Source organism: Pseudomonas sp. H3_E04 (assembly GCF_054668915.1).
This window is the reverse complement of record NZ_CP162797.1, coordinates 3,837,019-3,856,833: the sequence shown is the minus strand read 5'-3', so window position 1 is coordinate 3,856,833 and position 19,815 is coordinate 3,837,019. Positions and strand designations below refer to the sequence as shown.

At 61.2% G+C, this 19,815-nt stretch carries 18 protein-coding genes; 11 read left to right on the top strand and 7 right to left on the bottom strand.

The features are described 5' to 3' along the window. The first annotated feature begins 12 nt into the window (after positions 1–12). From AB4N53_RS17455 to fdhA, 6 genes are all read left to right on the top strand, one after another. Entirely contained in the window at positions 13–1,263 is a 1,251-nt protein-coding gene (locus tag AB4N53_RS17455) for a sarcosine oxidase subunit beta (protein ID WP_016772829.1), read from the top strand. A 14-nt stretch (positions 1,264–1,277) separates the two neighbouring features. After that, positions 1,278–1,607, top strand: coding sequence for a sarcosine oxidase subunit delta (locus AB4N53_RS17450; protein ID WP_016772830.1), 330 nt, complete (start codon positions 1,278–1,280; stop codon positions 1,605–1,607). Continuing rightward, complete coding sequence (locus AB4N53_RS17445; protein ID WP_460121949.1) at positions 1,604–4,621, top strand: sarcosine oxidase subunit alpha; 3,018 nt, start codon at positions 1,604–1,606, stop codon at positions 4,619–4,621. Before AB4N53_RS17450 ends, AB4N53_RS17445 begins: the two co-directional genes overlap by 4 nt. Before the next feature lie 142 nt (positions 4,622–4,763). Further along, complete coding sequence (locus tag AB4N53_RS17440) at positions 4,764–5,396, top strand: sarcosine oxidase subunit gamma (protein WP_310403546.1); 633 nt, start codon at positions 4,764–4,766, stop codon at positions 5,394–5,396. A gap of 124 nt (positions 5,397–5,520) precedes the next feature. Continuing rightward, positions 5,521–6,378, top strand: coding sequence for a formyltetrahydrofolate deformylase (purU, locus tag AB4N53_RS17435; protein WP_039757644.1), 858 nt, complete (start codon positions 5,521–5,523; stop codon positions 6,376–6,378). A 175-nt stretch (positions 6,379–6,553) separates the two neighbouring features. Next, positions 6,554–7,753 carry a formaldehyde dehydrogenase, glutathione-independent gene (fdhA, locus tag AB4N53_RS17430; protein WP_460121946.1) on the top strand — a complete coding sequence of 400 codons (1,200 nt, stop codon included), beginning with the start codon at positions 6,554–6,556 and terminating at the stop codon, positions 7,751–7,753. Between the two features lie 66 nt (positions 7,754–7,819). Here fdhA and AB4N53_RS17425 read toward each other — a convergent pair whose 3' ends face one another. Both AB4N53_RS17425 and AB4N53_RS17420 read right to left on the bottom strand, forming a co-directional pair. Further along, positions 7,820–8,029 (bottom strand): cold-shock protein, encoded by a 210-nt coding sequence (locus AB4N53_RS17425; protein WP_460121944.1) that lies wholly within the window; start codon positions 8,027–8,029, stop codon positions 7,820–7,822. A 213-nt stretch (positions 8,030–8,242) separates the two neighbouring features. Further along, on the bottom strand, positions 8,243–8,587 hold the full coding sequence (locus tag AB4N53_RS17420; protein WP_460121942.1) for a hypothetical protein: 345 nt from the start codon (positions 8,585–8,587) through the stop codon (positions 8,243–8,245). Positions 8,588–8,963: 376 nt separating this feature from the next. On the opposite strand from AB4N53_RS17420, the gene AB4N53_RS17415 reads away from it, so the two are divergent. Further along, positions 8,964–9,527: a DUF2780 domain-containing protein gene (locus AB4N53_RS17415; protein WP_460121941.1), complete on the top strand. Its 564-nt coding sequence runs from the start codon at positions 8,964–8,966 to the stop codon at positions 9,525–9,527. Between the two features lies 1 nt (position 9,528). On the opposite strand, the gene AB4N53_RS17410 is transcribed toward AB4N53_RS17415, so the two are convergent. Continuing rightward, the gene (locus tag AB4N53_RS17410) at positions 9,529–10,416 is read right to left on the bottom strand and encodes an acyltransferase (RefSeq protein WP_460121939.1); all 888 of its coding nucleotides are present in this window, start codon (positions 10,414–10,416) and stop codon (positions 9,529–9,531) included. Positions 10,417–10,696: 280 nt separating this feature from the next. Here AB4N53_RS17410 and rloA2 point away from each other — a divergent pair, with 280 nt between their 5' ends. From rloA2 to creD, 4 genes are all read left to right on the top strand, one after another. Continuing rightward, positions 10,697–11,203 (top strand): retropepsin-like aspartic peptidase RloA2, encoded by a 507-nt coding sequence (gene rloA2, locus AB4N53_RS17405; RefSeq protein WP_016772839.1) that lies wholly within the window; start codon positions 10,697–10,699, stop codon positions 11,201–11,203. Between the two features lie 69 nt (positions 11,204–11,272). Further along, positions 11,273–11,953 (top strand): two-component system response regulator CreB, encoded by a 681-nt coding sequence (gene creB / locus AB4N53_RS17400; protein WP_460121937.1) that lies wholly within the window; start codon positions 11,273–11,275, stop codon positions 11,951–11,953. Beyond that, entirely contained in the window at positions 11,953–13,371 is a 1,419-nt protein-coding gene (gene creC, locus AB4N53_RS17395; protein ID WP_460121935.1) for a two-component system sensor histidine kinase CreC, read from the top strand. Before creB ends, creC begins: the two co-directional genes overlap by 1 nt. A gap of 132 nt (positions 13,372–13,503) precedes the next feature. Then, positions 13,504–14,871, top strand: a complete 1,368-nt coding sequence (gene creD, locus AB4N53_RS17390; RefSeq protein ID WP_460121933.1) for a cell envelope integrity protein CreD — start codon at positions 13,504–13,506, stop codon at positions 14,869–14,871. 199 nt (positions 14,872–15,070) lie between these two features. On the opposite strand, the gene AB4N53_RS17385 is transcribed toward creD, so the two are convergent. From AB4N53_RS17385 to AB4N53_RS17370, 4 genes are all read right to left on the bottom strand, one after another. Beyond that, on the bottom strand, positions 15,071–15,700 hold the full coding sequence (locus tag AB4N53_RS17385) for a glutathione S-transferase (protein ID WP_460121931.1): 630 nt from the start codon (positions 15,698–15,700) through the stop codon (positions 15,071–15,073). A gap of 162 nt (positions 15,701–15,862) precedes the next feature. Beyond that, positions 15,863–16,042, bottom strand: coding sequence for a hypothetical protein (locus AB4N53_RS17380; protein ID WP_460121929.1), 180 nt, complete (start codon positions 16,040–16,042; stop codon positions 15,863–15,865). Beyond that, positions 16,039–17,169 (bottom strand): PepSY-associated TM helix domain-containing protein, encoded by a 1,131-nt coding sequence (locus tag AB4N53_RS17375; RefSeq protein ID WP_460121927.1) that lies wholly within the window; start codon positions 17,167–17,169, stop codon positions 16,039–16,041. The genes AB4N53_RS17380 and AB4N53_RS17375 overlap by 4 nt, the downstream gene beginning before the upstream one ends. Positions 17,170–17,243: 74 nt before the next feature. Beyond that, positions 17,244–19,670 (bottom strand): TonB-dependent siderophore receptor, encoded by a 2,427-nt coding sequence (locus AB4N53_RS17370; protein ID WP_460121925.1) that lies wholly within the window; start codon positions 19,668–19,670, stop codon positions 17,244–17,246. Positions 19,671–19,815 lie beyond the last annotated feature (145 nt).

The following is a 19,815-nucleotide window of genomic DNA, read 5'->3' as shown; positions in this document are numbered from 1 at the left end:
GGAGTAATGACTATGCAACGCTATTCCGGCTTCGGCCTGTTCAAACACTCGCTCAGCCACCACGAAAACTGGCAGCGCATGTGGCGCACGCCCACCCCGAAAAAAGTCTACGACGTGGTCATCGTCGGCGGCGGCGGGCACGGCCTGGCGACTGCCTACTATCTGGCCAAGGAGCACGGCATCACCAATGTCGCCGTGGTCGAGAAAGGCTGGCTGGGCGGCGGTAATACCGCGCGCAACACCACCATCGTGCGTTCCAACTACCTGTGGGACGAGTCGGCGCACCTCTACGAACACGCGATGAAATTGTGGGAAGGCCTGTCGCAGGATCTCAACTACAACGTGATGTTCTCCCAGCGCGGCGTCTACAACCTGTGCCACACCCTGCAGGACATCCGTGATTCCGAGCGTCGGGTCAGCGCCAACCGCCTCAACGGCGTCGACGGCGAACTGCTCGACGCCAAGCAGGTTGCGGACGAAATTCCGTACCTGGACTGCTCGAAAAACACCCGCTACCCGATCATGGGCGCCACCGTGCAGCGTCGCGGCGGCGTCGCCCGACACGATGCCGTGGCCTGGGGCTTTGCCCGTGCCGCCGATGCCTTGGGCGTGGACCTGATCCAGCAGACCGAAGTGATCGGCTTCCGCAAGGAAAACGGCGTGTGCATCGGCGTCGAAACCAACAAGGGTTTTATTGGTGCCAAGCGCGTCGGCGTGGTCACGGCCGGTAACTCCGGGCACATGGCCAAGCTTGCCGGTTTCCGCCTGCCGATCGAATCCCACCCGCTGCAAGCGCTGGTGTCCGAGCCGATCAAACCGATTATCGACAGCGTGATCATGTCCAACGCCGTGCACGGTTACATCAGCCAGTCCGACAAGGGCGACCTGGTGATCGGCGCCGGTATCGACGGCTACAACGGCTACGGCCAGCGTGGTTCGTACCCGGTGATCGAACACACGATTCAGGCCATCGTCGAAATGTTCCCGGTGCTCTCGCGGGTACGCATGAACCGCCAGTGGGGCGGCATCGTCGACACCACCCCGGACGCCTGCCCGATCATTTCCAAGACTCCGGTACCGAACATGTTCTTCAACTGCGGTTGGGGTACCGGCGGCTTCAAGGCCACACCGGGTTCGGGCAACGTGTTTGCCGCGAGTCTGGCCAAGGGTGAAATGCACCCGCTGGCTGCACCGTTTTCCATCGACCGTTTCCACAACGGCGCGCTCATCGACGAACACGGCGCTGCTGCCGTCGCCCACTAACAGGAGAAATCCCTATGTTGCACATCTTCTGTCCTCACTGCGGCGAACTGCGCTCCGAAGAGGAATTCCATGCATCCGGCCAGGCGCACATCCCGCGGCCGCTGGATCCGAACGCCTGCACCGATGAGGAATGGGGCGACTACATGTTCTTCCGCGATAACCCGCGCGGTCTGCACCACGAACTGTGGGACCACGTTGCCGGTTGCCGCCAGTACTTCAACGTCACTCGCGATACCGTGACCTACGAGATTCTCGAGAGCTACAAGATCGGCGAGAAGCCGCAATTCACCGACAAGGCTGGCACTGCAAAAACAGCCACGACGGCGCTGGGAGAGAAGGTATGAGCCAGACCAATCGCCTGTCCAACGGTGGACGGATCGACCGCAACAAAGTGCTGAGCTTCACCTTCAACGGCCAGACCTACAAAGGCTACGAAGGCGACTCGCTGGCCGCTGCACTGATTGCCAACGGCGTCGATATCATCGGCCGCAGCTTCAAGTATTCGCGCCCTCGCGGCATCTTCGCTGCGGGTTCCGAAGAGCCGAACGCAGTGCTGCAGATCGGTGCCACCGAAGCCACGCAGATTCCCAACGTGCGTGCCACGCAGCAGGCGTTGTATCAGGGCCTCGTTGCGACCAGTACCAACGGCTGGCCGAGCGTCAACAACGACATGATGGGCATTCTCGGCAAGGTCGGCGGCAAGCTGATGCCGCCGGGTTTCTACTACAAAACCTTCATGTACCCGCAATCGTTCTGGATGACCTACGAGAAGTACATCCGCAAGGCTGCCGGCCTTGGCCGTTCGCCGACCGAGAACGATCCGGACACCTACGACTACATGAACCAGCACTGCGACGTGCTGATCGTCGGTGCCGGCCCGGCCGGTCTCGCCGCTGCCCTGGCCGCTGCGCGCAGCGGTGCGCGAGTGATTCTGGCCGATGAGCAGGAAGAGTTCGGTGGCAGCCTGCTCGATTCCCGTGAAAGCCTCGACGGCAAACCGGCGATGGAATGGGTCGCCAGTGTCGTCGCTGAATTGAAGAACACCCCGGACGTGCTGCTGTTGCCGCGCGCCACGGTCAACGGTTACCACGACCACAACTTCCTGACCATTCACGAACGCCTCACCGATCACCTCGGCGACCGCGCGCCGATCGGTCAGGTGCGTCAGCGCATCCACCGTGTCCGCGCCAAGCGCGTGGTGCTGGCGACCGGCGCCCACGAGCGTCCGCTGGTCTACGGCAACAACGACGTGCCGGGCAACATGCTTGCCGGCGCGGTGTCGACTTACGTGCGTCGTTATGGCGTAGCGCCGGGCAAAAAACTGGTGCTGTCGACAAACAATGATCACGCCTATCGCGTCGCTCTGGATTGGCTCGATGCCAGTCTGCAAGTGGTCGCCATCGCTGATGCCCGCAGCAATCCGCGCGGTGCATTGGTCGAAGAAGCACGCGCCAAAGGCATTCGCATCCTCACCGGCAGCGCCGTCATCGAAGTGCGTGGCAGCAAGCGTGTGACCGCTGCCCGCGTCGCCGCGATCGACGTAAAAGCCAACGCCGTGACCAGTCCGGGCGAGTGGCTCGAGTGCGATCTGGTCGCCAGCTCCGGCGGTTACAGCCCGGTGGTTCACCTGGCTTCGCACCTCGGCGGCAAACCGGTCTGGCGGGAAGATATTCTCGGTTTCGTACCGGGCGAAGCACCGCAGAAACGCGTGTGCGTCGGTGGCATCAATGGCGTCTACGCGCTTGGCGATTCGCTGGCCGACGGTTTTGAAGGTGGCGTGCGCGCTGCTGCCGAAGCCGGTTTCCAGACCGTCGAAGGCGTGTTGCCGAAAGCTCTGAGCCGTCTCGAAGAGCCGACACTGGCGCTGTTCCAGGTGCCGCACGAGAAGAACTCGGCGCGTGCACCGAAGCAATTCGTCGACTTCCAGAACGACGTCACCGCCGGTGGCATCGAATTGGCGACCCGCGAAGGTTTCGAGTCGGTCGAGCACGTCAAACGCTATACCGCGCTGGGCTTCGGCACCGATCAGGGCAAGCTCGGCAACGTCAACGGTCTGGCCATTGCCGCCCGTTCGCTGAACGTCACCATCCCGCAGATGGGCACCACCATGTTCCGTCCGAACTACACGCCGGTGACCTTCGGCGCCGTGGCCGGGCGGCACTGCGGGCACATCTTCGAACCGGTGCGCTACACCGCGCTGCATGCCTGGCACGTGAAGAACGGCGCCGAGTTTGAAGACGTCGGTCAGTGGAAGCGTCCCTGGTACTTCCCGAAAAACGGTGAAGACCTGCACGCGGCGGTCAAGCGCGAATGCCAAGCCGTGCGCGATAGCGTCGGCCTGCTCGACGCCTCGACCCTCGGCAAGATCGACATTCAAGGCCCGGATGCCCGCGAATTCCTCAACCGCGTGTACACCAACGCCTGGACCAAGCTCGACGTGGGCAAGGCGCGCTACGGTCTGATGTGCAAGGAAGACGGCATGGTCTTCGACGACGGTGTGACCGCGTGTCTGGCCGACAACCATTTCGTCATGACCACCACCACCGGCGGCGCCGCGCGCGTACTGCAGTGGCTGGAGCTGTACCACCAGACCGAATGGCCGGACCTGAAGGTGTACTTCACTTCGGTCACCGACCACTGGGCGACCATGACCCTGTCCGGGCCGAACAGCCGCAAGCTGCTCAGTGCCGTGACTGACATCGATCTGAGCAACGAAGCGTTCCCGTTCATGACCTGGAAAGAAGGTCTGGTCGGCGATGTGCCGGCGCGGGTGTTCCGTATCTCGTTCACCGGTGAGCTGTCTTACGAAGTCAACGTGCAGGCCGATTATGCGATGGGCGTGCTGGAGAAAATCGTCGAGGCCGGCAAGCAGTACAACCTGACCCCTTACGGCACTGAAACCATGCACGTGCTGCGGGCCGAGAAGGGTTTCATCATTGTCGGCCAGGACACCGACGGCTCGATGACCCCGGACGACCTGAACATGGGCTGGTGTGTCGGTCGCACCAAACCGTTCTCGTGGATCGGCCAGCGCGGCATGAACCGCGAAGATTGCGTGAAGGAACAGCGCAAGCAACTGGTGGGCCTCAAACCGATCGATCCGACCAAATGGCTGCCGGAAGGTGCGCAGTTGGTGTTCAACACCAAGCAGGCGATCCCGATGACCATGGTCGGCCACGTGACCTCCAGCTACGCGCACAACTCCCTCGGTTATTCGTTTGCCATGGGTGTGGTCAAGGGCGGCCTCAAGCGCATGGGCGAGCGGGTGTTCGCACCGCTGGCCGATGGCAGCGTGATCGAGGCGGAGATCGTTTCTTCGGTGTTCTTCGATCCGAAGGGTGAGCGGCAGAACATCTGACAACCTCGGGAGCGGTGGGCGGGCGGCTATTCGCGAGCAGGCTCGCTCCCACATTCGATCGCGTTCCCCTGTGGGAGCGAGCCTGCTCGCGAAAGCGGCAGATCAGCCACCGCAGGAACCAACAGAATTCAGAAGGTGCTTTATGACCACAGCCAATGTTTACCAGCAACGCCCGACCACCGGTGCCCGTGCCGAGTCGTCGCTGCACCATGCCGACCTCGCCAGCCTGGTCGGCAAGGGCCGCAAGAACGCCGGCGTGATCGTGCGGGAAAAGAAACTCCTCGGCCACCTGACCCTTCGTGGCGATGGCCACGATGCCGCGTTCGCGGCCGGTGTGCACAAAGCCCTGGGCATTGAATTGCCCGGTGCGCTGAGCGTGATCGTCAAAGGCGAAACCAGCCTGCAATGGATGGGCCCGGACGAGTGGCTGCTGATCGTGCCAAGCGGCGAAGAATTCGCTGCCGAGCAGAAACTGCGTGAAGCGTTGGGCGATCTGCACATTGCCATCGTCAACGTCAGCGGCGGCCAGCAGATTCTCGAATTGAGCGGCCCGAACGTGCGTCAGGTGCTGATGAAGTCGACCAGCTACGATGTGCACCCGAACAACTTCCCGGTCGGCAAAGCGGTGGGCACGGTGTTCGCCAAATCGCAGCTGATGATTCGTCATACCGCCGAAGACACCTGGGAACTGCTGATCCGTCGCAGCTTCTCGGATTACTGGTGGTTGTGGTTGCAGGATGCTTCGGCCGAGTACGGCCTCAGCGTTCAGGCTTGATGGATGATCGTTCCCACGCTCTGCGTGGGAATGCATCCCGGGACGCTCCGCGTCCCAAGAGCGGACGCCGAGCGTCCATGGCGGCATTCCCACGCAGAGCGTAGGAACGATCAGAGGATAAAATATGAGCCGCGCCCCAGACACATGGATTCTGACCGCCGACTGCCCCAGCGTCCTCGGCACGGTGGACGCGGTGACGCGTTTTCTGTTCGAGCAGGGCTGTTATGTGACCGAGCACCACTCGTTCGATGATCGCCTCTCGGGGCGTTTCTTCATTCGCGTGGAATTCCGCCAGCCGGACGGTTTTGACGAGCAATCTTTCCGCGCAGGCCTTGCCGAGCGAGGGCAGGCGTTCGGCATGCTCTTCGAGCTGACCGCGCCGAACTACCGGCCGAAAGTGGTGATCATGGTGTCGAAGGCCGATCACTGCCTCAATGACTTGCTCTACCGCCAGCGCATCGGCCAGTTGTCGATGGACGTGGCGGCAGTGGTGTCCAACCATCCGGATCTCAAGCCGTTGGCCGACTGGCACCAGATTCCCTACTACCATTTCCCTCTCGACCCCAACGACAAACCGGCGCAGGAGCGTCAGGTCTGGCAGGTGATCGAAGAGGCCGGTGCCGAACTGGTGATCCTCGCCCGCTACATGCAGGTGCTGTCACCGGAGCTGTGCCGCAAGCTCGACGGCAAGGCGATCAACATTCACCACTCGCTGCTGCCGGGCTTCAAGGGCGCCAAACCGTATCACCAGGCCTACAACAAGGGCGTGAAACTGGTGGGCGCGACGGCGCATTACATCAACAACGACCTCGACGAGGGACCGATCATTGCCCAGGGCGTCGAGGCGGTGGATCACAGTCATTACCCCGAGGACCTGATCGCCAAGGGGCGCGACATCGAAGGCCTGACGCTGGCGCGGGCGGTTGGGTATCACATCGAAAGACGGGTGTTCCTGAACGCCAACAGAACCGTCGTTCTCTAGATCGCTTTCGCGAGCAGGCTCGCTCCCACAGGGGTATGCATTCCAACGTGGGAGCGAGCCTGCTCGCGAAGGGGCCAAAACAAACAACGCAAGACCAACAAGCAATACCCGAGCACTCAACGCGCTGCCCCACCGGGGCAACGCAGTTCCATAAAAACAACAGCGAGGTGAAAGCATGTCTGGCAATCGTGGTGTGGTGTATCTCGGCGCTGGCAAGGTCGAAGTACAGAAAATCGACTATCCGAAAATGCAGGACCCGCGCGGTCGCAAGATCGAGCATGGGGTCATTCTCAAGGTGGTCTCCACCAACATCTGTGGCTCCGACCAGCACATGGTGCGCGGCCGGACCACGGCGCAGACCGGTCTGGTGCTGGGTCACGAGATCACCGGCGAGGTAATCGAAAAAGGCTCCGACGTCGAAAACCTGAAGATTGGCGATCTGGTTTCCGTTCCCTTCAACGTAGCTTGCGGGCGCTGCCGTTCCTGCAAAGAGCAACACACCGGCGTCTGCCTGACCGTCAACCCGGCCCGTGCCGGCGGCGCATACGGTTACGTCGACATGGGCGACTGGACCGGTGGCCAGGCTGAATACGTGCTGGTGCCGTACGCCGACTTCAACCTGCTGAAACTGCCGGACCGCGACAAGGCCATGGAGAAAATCCGCGACCTGACCTGCCTCTCCGACATCCTCCCGACCGGTTACCACGGCGCCGTTACTGCCGGCGTTGGCCCGGGCTGTTCCGTATACATCGCCGGCGCCGGCCCGGTCGGCCTCGCCGCTGCCGCTTCCGCACGCTTGCTCGGTGCGGCGGTGGTGATCGTCGGCGACGTCAACACCATCCGCCTGGCCCATGCCAAGGCCCAGGGCTTTGAGGTCGTCGACCTGTCCAAAGACACCCCGCTGCACGAACAGATCGCTGCACTGCTGGGCGAGCCGGAAGTCGATTGCGCGGTGGATTGCGTCGGTTTCGAAGCGCGCGGCCACGGCCACGACGGCGTCAAGGCCGAAGCCCCGGCCACAGTGCTCAACTCACTGATGGGTGTGGTGCGCGTTGCCGGCAAGATCGGTATCCCCGGCCTGTACGTCACCGAAGATCCGGGCGCCGTCGACGCCGCGGCAAAAATGGGCAGCTTGAGCATTCGCTTCGGTCTGGGCTGGGCCAAATCCCACAGCTTCCACACCGGCCAGACTCCAGTGATGAAGTACAACCGCCAGCTGATGCAGGCGATCATGTGGGACCGCATCAACATCGCTGAAGTGGTCGGCGTGCAAGTGATCAGCCTCGATCAGGCGCCGGAAGGTTACGGCGAGTTCGATGCCGGCGTGCCGAAGAAGTTTGTGATCGACCCGCACAAGTTGTTCAGTGCGGCGTAAGGTTTTATTGCAACGCAAGACGGCGCCGTCTGGCGCCGTTTTTTATGTTATGGCGGTTCGTTGTCACTAGAGGACCCTAACTTTGTCAGCCTGCATGCCTTTCTTTCCTCTTGTGGCGATAAACGACACCCTTTGCCATTCTTTTAGCGTTTTGCATTCATTCGATTCAATGGCGCTGTAATGGACGTAGAGATCATCACCACTCTCGGGGGTGATAAAGCCAAAGCCTTTCTCATCGTCAAACCACTTTACGATACCGATCTGTCTGTTTGACATGTCGATGCTTCCCTGTTTGCTTAGTGTATCGATTTCAGGCTCCAGGAATCGCGACCAAGACTTACCTGTTCTTTATAGCGAACCAGTCCAACGGTTCTCGAGTTGAAGGACCTCCGCCAACTGATGTGCATGACCATGTTGGATAAGTTGTATGGTGCGACTTGGGATTTCCAAACAAAGAAGGGCAACCTTCGAGTTGCCCTTTGTTACATGTCAATTTTTTTTCGTTTCTTCAAACGAGCATTTTTTGGTGTCTCCATCGGTGACTGCGCAATCATCCGAAGGCTTACCTTCCTTGTCTTTCCAACCGGTACCAGTGGCTGTAATCGGAGTACCGTTCCTGTAGCCGGATGAGGCGCCGAGGTCGCCCTTGCCTTCGTAGCGGCAAATGACAACTGAATCAGCGCTGCCTTTGTCTTTAAGGCGCGCAGAGGTGAAAGTGAGATCTTCGTTGTCTTGAGAATGGGTAATCGAAAGTGATGGACAAGTGGCTGCATAGGCGGTGCTCATCATGGCAAGACCTACCAAAACACCCGCTGCGATTTTCAACTTCATCATTCGTACTCCGTTACATGAAAGGAGCAGTAATGTTCTATGCGTTCATGTTTGCTGCCAACTGTCAGAACTGACAGTCTTTTAGTCGTGTTAGAAATATGACTTCTAATAAGCGGCAGATAAACGGCATAAAGGATCGCAGCCTCCTTCCGCGCCGACAAAGTCATCGCAGGCGGCCGAAGGCCCCCGATTTATTGATTTTCTCCGTTTAACGGACTGCTAAGGTCCCGTTCATCGCGAGGGAACTCGAGTTTCGGTTTATTTGCCGAGCATGATGACAATGGAGGTGCCGAGCGAGGAACATGCCAACCGATACCCGGTCAAACCGGCAGTTTCGTCGCCGTCGTCCGGCGGCAGCTTTTCCCAAGAGGATGTCTGAATGAAGAGTTCACGCGGTTTTGCCCTGGCATCGCTCCTGACCCTGGCCGCCGGGCCGGTGTTTGCCGGTTTCAGTTTGAACGACGTGGCCGGTGCGGTATCGGGGATGCAGGGTGGCGACAAGGCGGCCGCTGCGGCGCCGACCTCGGAGACCGCTGGTTTGTTGAGTGCTCTGAGTGCGCTGGACGTCACCCCGGAGCAGGCCGTTGGCGGTACCAGCGCGATGCTTGGGCTGGCAAAGAATCAGTTGAGCAGCACCGACTATTCGCAACTGGCCAAGGAAGTGCCGGGTATCGACAAGTTGTCCGGTGGCAGCGGCAATCTGGCGGCGCTCGGGGCTTTGCTCGGTTCGTCCGGCAAGTCCGCAGGTCTTGAAAACGCGCTGGGCAATGTCAAAGACAGCAACGACCTGAACAACGCGTTCAGCGCCTTGGGCATGGACAGCGGCATGATCGGCCAGTTTGCCCCGGTGCTGCTGCAATATCTTGGTCAGCAGGGCGTCGGCGGTTCGCTGTTGAGCAGCCTCGGCAGCATCTGGGGTGTCGGCACCGGCACCGGCAGTTGAGTCAGCGGCGCTCGCCGCGCAGCTCGGCGATGCGCTGATCCTTCTCGGTCCAGAGCTGGTTGACCCAGTTCTGGACACGCTGGCGAAACGCCGGATCTTTCTCGTAATCGCCCTGCCACAGCGCCGGGTCGAGTTCGCGGGTCCTGATGTCGATGATCACTCGCGGCACGTTGCCGCTGATCAGATCCCAGAAGCCCGGGATTTTTTCCTGCGGATACACCACCGTCACATCGAGCATCGCATCGAGTTGTTCGCCCATCGCCGCCAGCACGAACGCCACGCCGCCGGCCTTGGGTTTGAGCAAGTGGCTGAACGGTGATTCCTGCTGGGTGCTTTTCGCCAAGGTGTAGCGCGTGCCTTCCAGATAATTCACCACCGTCACCGGTTGGCGCTTGAACAGCTCGCAGGCGGCTTTGGTGATTTCCAGATCCTTGCCCGCCAGCTCCGGGTTCTTCGCCAGAAAGGCTTTGGTGTAGCGCTTCATGAACGGGTAATCCAGCGCCCACCACGCCAGGCCAAGGAACGGCACCCAGATCAGCTCTTTTTTCAGAAAGAACTTGAAGAACGGCGTGCGCCGGTTGAGGGTCTGGATCAGTGCCGGAATGTCGACCCACGATTGATGGTTGCTGACCACCAGATAGGACGTGTCGCGGCGCAGATCGTCGCCGCCGCGAATGTCCCATTGCGTGGGGATGCACAGCTGGAAGATCAGCTTGTCGATCTCGGCCCAGGTCTCGGCAATCCACATCACCGCCCCCGATGCGTAATTCCGCCAGCGCCCGGGTGCAACCAGCTTGAGCAGGGCGAACACCATCAACGGCCCGATCAGGATCAGGGTGTTGAGCAACAACAGCAGGGTGACGAAACAGCCGGTGAGCAGGCGGCGCATAAGCAACTCTATGAAGTGGCAGGGGCGAGCCATGATAAGCAGCTTCGCGCGACAGGCCAAATCAGCGCTGACGAATGTTTCACTTTTTGCCGGGTATGCTTCGCTCAAGATTCGATCTGAATGCACTGGCCTCTTCGCGAGCAGGCTCGCTCCCACAGGGGAATGCATTTCAAATGTGGGAGCGAGCCTGCTCGCGATGAGGACCGAGAAGCGAACGAATAACTCGGCGCGTGTCTAAAACTCCAGTCCGCCGCCCTCAATTTCCAAGGAAGCCCCTTACGTGAAATCCCTCCTTGCTCTGTTTGCCCTCGTCGCGCTGCCGGTCATGGCCGCCGAGCCGACGCTGTACGGTCGCTACGAATACATCGCGCTGCCGGAAATTGGCGGCGAAGTGCTCAAGGCCAAGATGGACACCGGTGCGCTGACCGCCTCGCTGTCGGCCAAGGACATCGAGACCTTCACCCGCGATGGCGAAGACTGGGTGCGTTTCCGCCTCGCCACCAAGGACGCCAGCAACAAAGTCTTCGAGCACAAGGTCGCGCGCATCAGCAAGATCAAAAGCCGTTCCGACGAGGACGATGAAGAGCGCGACAGCAGCGATGTCGCCAAGCGCCCGGTGGTCGATCTGGAACTGTGCCTGGGCAACGTCAAACGCACCGTCGAGGTCAACCTGACCGACCGCAGCCACTTCAACTATCCGCTGCTGATCGGCGCCAAGGCCTTGCGCGAGTTCGGCGCGGCGGTCAATCCGGCGCGGCGTTACACCGCCGACAAGCCTGACTGCTAAGTGGTCTGATTGACGTAACCCCGGGCTTGGGGCACCGTTCGCGCACTAACTGCCACGGGCTCGGACGCCATGCCGCACATCCTGATTGTCGAAGACGAAGCGGCGATTGCCGACACACTGATTTTTGCCTTGCAGGGCGAGGGGTTCAGCACCACGTGGCTGAACCTCGGCGCGGCGGCGCTGGAGCATCAGCGACAAACCCCGGCCGACCTGATCATTCTCGATATCGGCTTGCCGGACATCAGTGGCTTCGAAACCTGCAAGCAGTTGCGGCGCTTCACTGAAGTGCCGGTGCTGTTTCTCAGCGCCCGCGACGCTGAAATCGACCGCGTCGTGGGTCTTGAGATCGGTGCCGACGATTACGTGGTCAAGCCGTTCAGCCCGCGTGAAGTGGCAGCGCGGGTCAAAGCCATCCTCAAACGCATAGCGCCGCGCGCAACCCTGGAAGCAGGCTCAACGCTGTTTCGCATCGATGCCGAACGCGTACAGATCAGCTATCGCGGCCAGCCGCTGAGCCTGACCCGCCATGAATTTCGTCTGCTGCAATGCCTGCTCGAACAACCTGAGCGGGTGTTCAGCCGCGAGCAATTGCTCGATGCGCTGGGCGTAGCGGCCGATGCCGGTTACGAGCGCAGCATCGACAGTCACATCAAAAGCCTGCGCGCCAAGTTGCGCCTGGTGCGCGCCGAGGCCGAGCCGATCCAGACCCATCGCGGCCTCGGTTACAGCTACAGCCCGGGGCACAGCTGATGTCGCTGGGGCTGCGGATCTTTCTGGTGTACGTGCTGTTTGTCGGCCTGACCGGTTATTTCGTCCTCAACACGGTGATGGAGGAAATCCGCCCCGGCGTGCGTCAGTCCACCGAAGAGACGTTGGTCGACACCGCCAACCTGATGGCAGAAATCCTGCGCGACGATTTCAAGGCCGGCACCCTCAGCGAGAACCGCTGGCCGCAACTGCTCCGTGCCTATGGCGAGCGTCAACCGCAAGCGACGATCTGGGGCTTGCCGAAGAACCAGGTCAACCATCGCATCTACGTCACCGACGCCAAGGGCATCGTCGTGCTCGACTCCAGCGGCGTCGCGGTCGGCCAGGATTATTCACGCTGGAACGATGTTTACCTGACCCTGCGCGGCGAGTACGGCGCGCGCTCCAGCCGCAGCGATCCTGACGATCCGAGTTCTTCAGTGATGCACGTCGGCGCGCCGATCCGCGACAACGGCAAGATCATCGGCGTGGTCACCGTGGCCAAGCCCAACAGTTCGTTGCAACCCTACGTCGATCGCACCGAGCGGCGCTTGCTGTTTTACGGTGCCGGACTGATCGGCCTCGGTCTGTTGTTCGGCGCGTTGTTGTCGTGGTGGCTGAGTCGTGCGCTGCACCGCTTGACCGGTTACGCCCAAGCGGTGAGCGAAGGCCGACGCGTGGAAGTGCCGCATTATCGCGGCGGCGAACTGGAGCAACTGGCGACGGCGGTCGAGCAGATGCGCACGCAGCTCGAAGGCAAGGCCTACGTCGAGCGCTATGTGCATACCCTGACCCATGAATTGAAAAGTCCGCTGGCGGCGATCCGGGGCGCAGCGGAGTTGCTGCAAAGTGATATGCCGCCCGTCCAGCGTTTGCGCTTTGTCAGCAATATCGACAGCGAAAGCGCGCGGATGCAGCAGTTGATCGAGCGCCTGCTCAACCTGGCGCAAGTCGAAAAACGCCAAGGACTGGAAGAACGGGTGGCCGTGCCGCTGGCAGTGTTGATGACGCAACTGCTCAAGGCGCAGGCCGCGCGGATCGAGGGCAAACAGCTGCGCGTCGAGCAAGCGATCGGCGAAGATCTGCTGTTGATTGGCGAGCCGTTTCTGCTGCGCCAAGCGTTGGGCAATCTGCTCGAGAACGCGCTCGATTTCACTCCGGCGCAGGGCTTGTTGCACTTGCGTGCCGAGCGGGTTGGCGAGCAGATCGAGTTCCGCCTGTTCAACCAGACCACACCGATTCCCGATTACGCCTTGCCGCGCCTGACCGAACGCTTCTACTCACTGCCGCGCCCGGACAGCGGACGCAAGAGCACCGGGTTGGGGCTGAACTTCGTTGAAGAAGTGGTGAAGTTGCATGGCGGGGTGATGCGCATTGGCAATGTCGAGGGCGGGGTTGAGGTGGTATTGCGCTTGCCGTGAGACCCAGTTGCTGCCTTCGCGAGCAGGCTCGCTCCCACAGGGGAATGCAGTCTCCACACAATCTCCATATTCCCCCCACACTGCCACCACAGCGCATCCCCAGACTCTTCCCATCCAAACAGGGAGAGTCCCATGAACAAAAATCTGACCATCAAGCTCGGCGCGATCGCCTTGTTGATCCTGCTGTTGCTGATCCCCTTGCTGATGATCGACGGCATCATCGATGAGCGTCAGCAACTGCGCGACGGTGTGCTCGAAGACATCGCGCGCAGTTCCAGTTATAGCCAGCAACTGACCGGGCCGGTGATGGTAGTGCCGTATCGCAAGGTGGTGCGCACCTGGAAGACCAACGAAAAAACCAACAAGCGCTACCAAGAAGTCAGCGAAGCGCGCGGGCGTCTGTACTTTCTGCCGGAGCGTTTCGAACTCGACGGGCAAGTACAAACCGAACTGCGCAAACGCGGTATTTACGAGGCGCGGCTGTTCCATGCCGATAACCGTATAGACGGGAGTTTTTCCCTGCCGGCGCAGTTGGGCATCAAGGAAAACTTTGCCGATTACCAGTTCGACGCGCCGTTCCTCGCCGTCGGTATCAGCGATATTCGCGGCATCGAAAACGCGCTGAAACTCGAGCTCGCCGGCCAGCAACTGGACTTCGTGCCCGGCAGCGAAGTGGCCTGGATCGGCGAGGGCGTACACGTCACCCTGCCGGCGCTCGACGCCAGCAAAGCCACGCAACTGACCTTCGGTTTCGACCTGCGCCTGCAAGGCACCGGCTCGCTGCGTGTGGTGCCGGTGGGCAAGACCAGCAGCGTCAACCTCGCCGCCAATTGGCCGCACCCCAGCTTCGTCGGCAACTTCCTGCCGGCCAAGCGCGAGATCAACGATCAGGGTTTCAGCGCAGACTGGCAGACCTCTTTTTTCTCCACCAACCTGCAAGAGGCAATGGAGCGCTGCGTCGCTGGCGACTGTGACGCACTCAATGGGCGCAGCTTCGGCGTCAGCTTCATCGACCCGGTGGATCAGTACCTCAAAAGCGATCGGGCGATCAAATACGCGCTGCTGTTCATCGTCCTGACCTTCGCCGGTTTCTTCCTCTTCGAAGTGCTCAAGAGTCTGGCGGTGCATCCGGTGCAATATGCCTTGGTCGGTGTCGCGCTGGCGTTCTTTTACCTGCTGCTGTTGTCGTTGTCGGAACACATCGGTTTTGCGCTGGCGTACCTGCTGTCGGCGAGTGGCTGCGTGTTGTTGATCGGTTTTTATGTCAGCCACGTCCTGCGCAGCGCGCGGCATGGCTTGAGTTTTTCGGCGGGGCTGGCGGCGCTGTATGGCCTGCTCTACGGATTGCTCAGCGCCGAGGATTACGCGCTGCTGATGGGCTCGTTGATGCTGTTCGGTCTGCTCGGGGTGTTCATGGTGCTCACGCGCAAACTGGACTGGTACGGGATTGGTTTGAAGCCGGCCAGGCCGCTGGAGTTTGACGTGGAGGCGATGCAATGAGCGGGTTGCGAGCTGAGCGCAGGGAAGTGGCGGTTTTGCTGACGCTGATTGTTGCAGCGCTGCCGCCAGAACCGAGGTGGTGCCATCGCTGGCAAGCCAGCTCCCACAGGATAGATGCCGACACACAGGTCAGCGGCCTGTCCCGATTCAATGTGGGAGCTGGCTTGCCAGCGATAGGGGCAGATCAGGCGCCGCAGAATCAGGGCTGGGGCATCGTCGCCACCATGGACGGTCGCTGACTCACCTCGAAATACCAGTTGGCCAGTTGCGGATTGGCTGCGCGCCAGTCCATGTCCGGGAAACGCAGATCCAGATAGCCCAGCGCGCAGGCCACGCTGATCGCCGCGACATCGAAATGGCTGGTCAGCTCGGCAATCGCTTCGCTCTCAAGCACCGCGAGGGCGCGGCGGATCTTGTCGCGCTGGGCGTCGAGCCATTCGTCCCAGTGTTTTTCCAGCGGGCGCAGCACGGTTTCATAACGCACCATCACCGAGGCATCCATGATCCCGTCAGCCATCGACGCCAGCGTCAGGCGCCGCCAGCGCGCCGCACCTTCACGGGGGATCAGCGGATTGCCGACGTGCTGCTGATCGAGATATTCAAGGATGACGCGGCTGTCATGGATGACATTGCCATCGGCCAGACGCAGGGCAGGGATTTTGCTCAACGGGTTGTCGGCGATCAGCGCCGGGTCCGGGCTGACCGGGCTGAGCACACAGTCCTGCAGCGCGACACGATCCTGCTGACCGGTTTCGTGCAGCAGCACCATGACCTTGCGGACAAAGGGCGACAGGGTGTTGTGGTACAGGGTCATGCTGGGGGCGGACATGGCAAGGTCTCGATCAGGACAATGATCGGGCAGCATAGCCTGCTCGCGGCCGGCGCAGAACCCATGTGGGAGCGAGCCTGCTCGCGAAGGCGTCGTGACAGTCGACTTTGATGTTGAGTGTCCGGGCGCTTTCGCGAGCAGGCTCGCTCCCACAAGGGTTTTTCAGCTTCGCGGCAGAAAACCTCTTATCGCCAGAAATGCCGGCACGCCAAGCCCGACCCAGCTCAAAGCATCCCAGACTCCATCCCCCAGCAACGCCGCAAACAGCCCTGCGGCACTGAGCAGGGCGATCACGATCGGTGTGCTGAAGACTTTCCAGAAACTCGACTGACGCGGCTTCATGCCGAGGCCTCCGCCGTTTCCAGTACAGGCTTGGCCGCCTTGCGCCGCACCACCCACAAATACACACCACTGGCCAGCACGATGATCGTCAGCACATCCATAGTCGCCCAGAGAATCTTCATCGGCATGCCGCCGTAGTCACCAAAATGCAGCGGCTGCGACATGCCCATGGCGTCCATGTACCACGGCCGTTCGGCCACGGCGGTGACCTGCAAGGTCGTGGCATCGATCAGCACCGGTGTCAGCAGGTGCGAGGTCAAATGCGTGCCGCCCTTCATGAACACCGAATAATGGTGCTCGCTGGAAAAACGGGTGCCGGGGAAGGCGATGAAATCCGGTTTCATCCCCGGCGCCACTTCTTCGGCGATGTCGAGCAGCCGCGTAGCCGGGGCCAGTTGGGTCAGCGGCGGCGCATCGCGATACGGCGCGATCAGGGTGGTCAGTGCATCGTTGCGCCACGCAGCAATGAGCAGGTCGGCGCAGGCGCTGATCACCCCGGTCACGCCTACCACCAGGCACCAGGTCAAAGTGACGACGCCGATCAGGTTGTGCAGGTCGAGCCAGCGCAGTCTTGTCGACTTGTCCTGACGCACGGTGCCGAATTTCAAGCGGCGCATGAACGGCAGGTACAGCACCGTGCCGGAGACGATCGCCACGACAAACAGCAGCCCCATGAACGCCAGCAGCAGCTTGCCCGGCAGCCCGGCGAACATGTCGACGTGCAGGCGCAGGATGAACAGCATCAAGCCGCCGTTGGCCGAAGGGGTTTCCAGCGCTTCGCCAGTGCGCGCATCGAGCATGAAGGTGTGCGAAGAGTTCGGCTCGGTGTCGGCCGTCCTGGCCATGATCGCGAATGCCGCGTTCGGCTCTTCGTCGTCATAGCCGAAGTACTGCATGACTTCGCCCGGGCGATGCTTCTGCGCGGCATCGACCAGTTGCTGCAGGTTGAGTTGCGGCGTGTCGGCCGGCATCTCGCGCAGCTCCGGTGCGTTGCCCAGCGCGTGATCAATCTCGTGGCTGAAAATCAGCGGCAGACCGGTCAGCGCCAGCATCAGCAGAAACACCGTGCAGATCAGGCTGGTCCAGGTGTGGATGAACGACCAGCGGCGGATGGTTTTACTTTTCATTGCATGACCTTCAAAAACACCAAAGCCGTCCGGTACGGACGGCCTGGGAACAGGGCCTGTTTCAGCTCACTGGCTTACCACTTGTAAGTGGCGCTGGCGACGACACTGCGCTGGTCGCCGTAGTAGCAGTAGAAGCTGTCGCAGGTAGAAATGTAGTCCTTGTCGAACAGGTTGGTCGCGTTCACCGCCAGCGATGCACCTTTGAGACTGTTGTCCAGGCGGCCGAGATCATAATGCACGCTGGCGTCGAACACGGTATAGGCATCGGCCTTGCCCAGCCAGGTGTTGGCCTTGTCGCCGTAGGTATTGCCGGTGTAACGCACGCCAGCGCCAACGCCGAAACCGTCGAGCACGCCGCTGTGCCAGGTGTAGTCGGTCCACAGCGAGGCTTGCTGGTTAGGCATCAGTTGCAGGCGGTTGCCCTTGTCGACGCCTTTCTGCACTTCGGACTTGGCCAAGGTGTAGGCGGCGATGATTTTGAGGTTGTCGGTCACATCCGACACGGCTTCGAGTTCCAGGCCTTTGACCTTCACTTCGCCGGTCTGGCTGGTCACTGAAACGTTGTTGACGAAGGTGTTCACCGCGACGTTCTTCTGGGTCAGGTCATACACGGCGGCGGTAAGCAGGGTCCTGCTGCCCGGTGGCTGGTATTTGATGCCCAGTTCCCACTGCTTGCCTTCGGTCGGCTTGAGCGAACCGGTCGAGGTGGCATCGGCGCCCGTGGTCGGCTGGAAGGATTCGGCGTAGGACAGGTACGGCACGAAGCCGTTGTCGAAGACGTAGCTGAGCGCCGCGTTGCCGCTGAACTTCTTGTCACGCTGAGTGTTGGTGGCGTCGCTCTGGTTGATGAATTGGGTGCTGGTGTGCACCCAGTCCTCTCGGCCGCCGAGGGTCAGGCGCCACTGGTCGAGAGCCATCTGATCCTGCACGTAGAGGCCGGTCTGGTAGGTCTTCTGGTTGTAGTCGTAAAACGCGGTGGAGCGCGCCGGACGTACGATCGGCTGGCCGTAGATCGGGTTGATGACATTGGTTTGCAGACCATCGCCAAAGATCGAGGTGTAGTTGGTGTTGCTGCGCTGGTGATCCAGACCCAGCAGCAAGGTGTGGCGAACCTCACCCGTGGCGAAGTCGGCCTGGAAGTTGTTGTCCACGGCAAACTGGCTGATGTCTTCGTCGACGCTGGTGCTGGTGCGGCCGACGTTGCCCTCTGCATCCACGGTGGTGAACGGGTAGGAGCCGGGTGTCAGCGACTGGAACGACAGGTCCGACTTGGTGTAGCGCAGGTTCTGTTTGAACTGCCAGACATCGTTCAACCGATGTTCGAAGGCGTAGCCCAGCGCGTAGTAGGTGCGGTCGTAGTATTCCCAATCCGGATCGCCAAGATTCTTGTGATGGGAAATATCACCGAACGGCGATTTGATCTTCGTGCCCTGGATCGGCAGAAACTGGCTGGTGATGCCGGTGTCATCGCGGGTGAACTGGCTCAGCAGGGTGAGTTTTGTATCGTCGTCGATGTTCCAGGTCAGGCTTGGCGCGATGTTGTAGCGCTTGTTGTCGACGTGGTCGACCTGCGTGCCGCTGTCGCGCACCACGCCGCTGAGGCCATAGAGAAACTGCCCGGCGTCGTCGATCTTGCCGGTGCTGGCGAAGTTGATCTGGCGGTGATTGTCGCTGCCGTATTGCAACTGAATTTCGCTGCTGGCCTCGGCACTCGGGCGGCGGCTGACCATGTCGAGCAAACCGCCCGGCGGGGTCTGGCCATACACCGACGAGGCCGGGCCACGGAGCAGGGCGAGGCGGTCGAGGTTCCAGGTTTCCTGTTTCGGGTTGGCGTACACGCCTTTGGGGAGCGGCAGGCCATCGAGGAACTGGGTCGGTTCGAAACCGCGCACACGCAGCCAGTCGGCACGCGTGTCACTGCCGTAGCTGCTGGCGGTGATGCCTGGCATGTAGCGCACGGCGTCATCGAGGCTGTGCACGCTGCGGTCGTCCATCTGCTGACGGGTTGCGACCGAGATCGAACGCGGTGCTTCGACCAGTGCGGTGTCGGTCTTGGTGCCGGCGGCGGTGCGGGTCGCGGTGTAGCCTGCGACCGGGCCCCAGGCACTTTCGAAGTTTTCGACGCCGATGACCGAAGTTTCCGGCAGGGCCAGCGTGCCTTCTGGCACGGCCACAAGGGTGTAAGTGCCGGCGCTGCTCTGTTCCAGTTGCAGACCTGTGCCGCGCAACGCCGCGCGCAGGGCGCCGGCGGCATCGTATTGGCCGTTGACCGGTGCCGAGGTCTTGCCGGCGGCCAGCGCCGGATCGAGCGACAGGGCGAGGCCGCCCTGGCTGGCGATCTGGTTCAGGGTGGTCGACAGCGGCGCCGCCGGCAGGTTGTAGGCGCGTACGCTGGACGCTTGCTCAGCGGCGAGCAACGGGCTGCTTATCAGCGGCGTGCTGAAAGCGATGGCAAAAGCCAGCAGACTGGGGCGCAACAAGGTGTCTGGCGAACGGGACATACGGCGGCTCCTGAATGGAAATATTTCTCAATTGCCTGTGTGCCGGATGAGATTGGAAAAGTGATAGGGCGGGGTGGAAATTCTTTTTTTGTTGGAAATGGTTGTGCGGCTGATGGCGCCTTCGCGAGCAGGCTCGCTCCCACAG

What these genes read in the sequence shown, in the direction of transcription:
- purU (WP_039757644.1), top strand. Translation starts at nt 5,521, where the DNA reads ATGAGCCGCGCCCCAGACACATGGATTCTGACCGCCGACTGCCCCAGC.
- AB4N53_RS17375 (WP_460121927.1), bottom strand. Translation starts at nt 17,169, where the DNA reads ATGAAAAGTAAAACCATCCGCCGCTGGTCGTTCATCCACACCTGGACC.
- AB4N53_RS17425 (WP_460121944.1), bottom strand. Translation starts at nt 8,029, where the DNA reads ATGTCAAACAGACAGATCGGTATCGTAAAGTGGTTTGACGATGAGAAA.
- AB4N53_RS17380 (WP_460121929.1), bottom strand. Translation starts at nt 16,042, where the DNA reads ATGAAGCCGCGTCAGTCGAGTTTCTGGAAAGTCTTCAGCACACCGATC.
- creC (WP_460121935.1), top strand. Translation starts at nt 11,953, where the DNA reads ATGTCGCTGGGGCTGCGGATCTTTCTGGTGTACGTGCTGTTTGTCGGC.
- AB4N53_RS17385 (WP_460121931.1), bottom strand. Translation starts at nt 15,700, where the DNA reads ATGTCCGCCCCCAGCATGACCCTGTACCACAACACCCTGTCGCCCTTT.
- creD (WP_460121933.1), top strand. Translation starts at nt 13,504, where the DNA reads ATGAACAAAAATCTGACCATCAAGCTCGGCGCGATCGCCTTGTTGATC.
- AB4N53_RS17420 (WP_460121942.1), bottom strand. Translation starts at nt 8,587, where the DNA reads ATGATGAAGTTGAAAATCGCAGCGGGTGTTTTGGTAGGTCTTGCCATG.
- AB4N53_RS17415 (WP_460121941.1), top strand. Translation starts at nt 8,964, where the DNA reads ATGAAGAGTTCACGCGGTTTTGCCCTGGCATCGCTCCTGACCCTGGCC.
- AB4N53_RS17440 (WP_310403546.1), top strand. Translation starts at nt 4,764, where the DNA reads ATGACCACAGCCAATGTTTACCAGCAACGCCCGACCACCGGTGCCCGT.
- AB4N53_RS17445 (WP_460121949.1), top strand. Translation starts at nt 1,604, where the DNA reads ATGAGCCAGACCAATCGCCTGTCCAACGGTGGACGGATCGACCGCAAC.
- AB4N53_RS17370 (WP_460121925.1), bottom strand. Translation starts at nt 19,670, where the DNA reads ATGTCCCGTTCGCCAGACACCTTGTTGCGCCCCAGTCTGCTGGCTTTT.
- AB4N53_RS17450 (WP_016772830.1), top strand. Translation starts at nt 1,278, where the DNA reads ATGTTGCACATCTTCTGTCCTCACTGCGGCGAACTGCGCTCCGAAGAG.
- fdhA (WP_460121946.1), top strand. Translation starts at nt 6,554, where the DNA reads ATGTCTGGCAATCGTGGTGTGGTGTATCTCGGCGCTGGCAAGGTCGAA.
- creB (WP_460121937.1), top strand. Translation starts at nt 11,273, where the DNA reads ATGCCGCACATCCTGATTGTCGAAGACGAAGCGGCGATTGCCGACACA.
- AB4N53_RS17455 (WP_016772829.1), top strand. Translation starts at nt 13, where the DNA reads ATGCAACGCTATTCCGGCTTCGGCCTGTTCAAACACTCGCTCAGCCAC.
- AB4N53_RS17410 (WP_460121939.1), bottom strand. Translation starts at nt 10,416, where the DNA reads ATGCGCCGCCTGCTCACCGGCTGTTTCGTCACCCTGCTGTTGTTGCTC.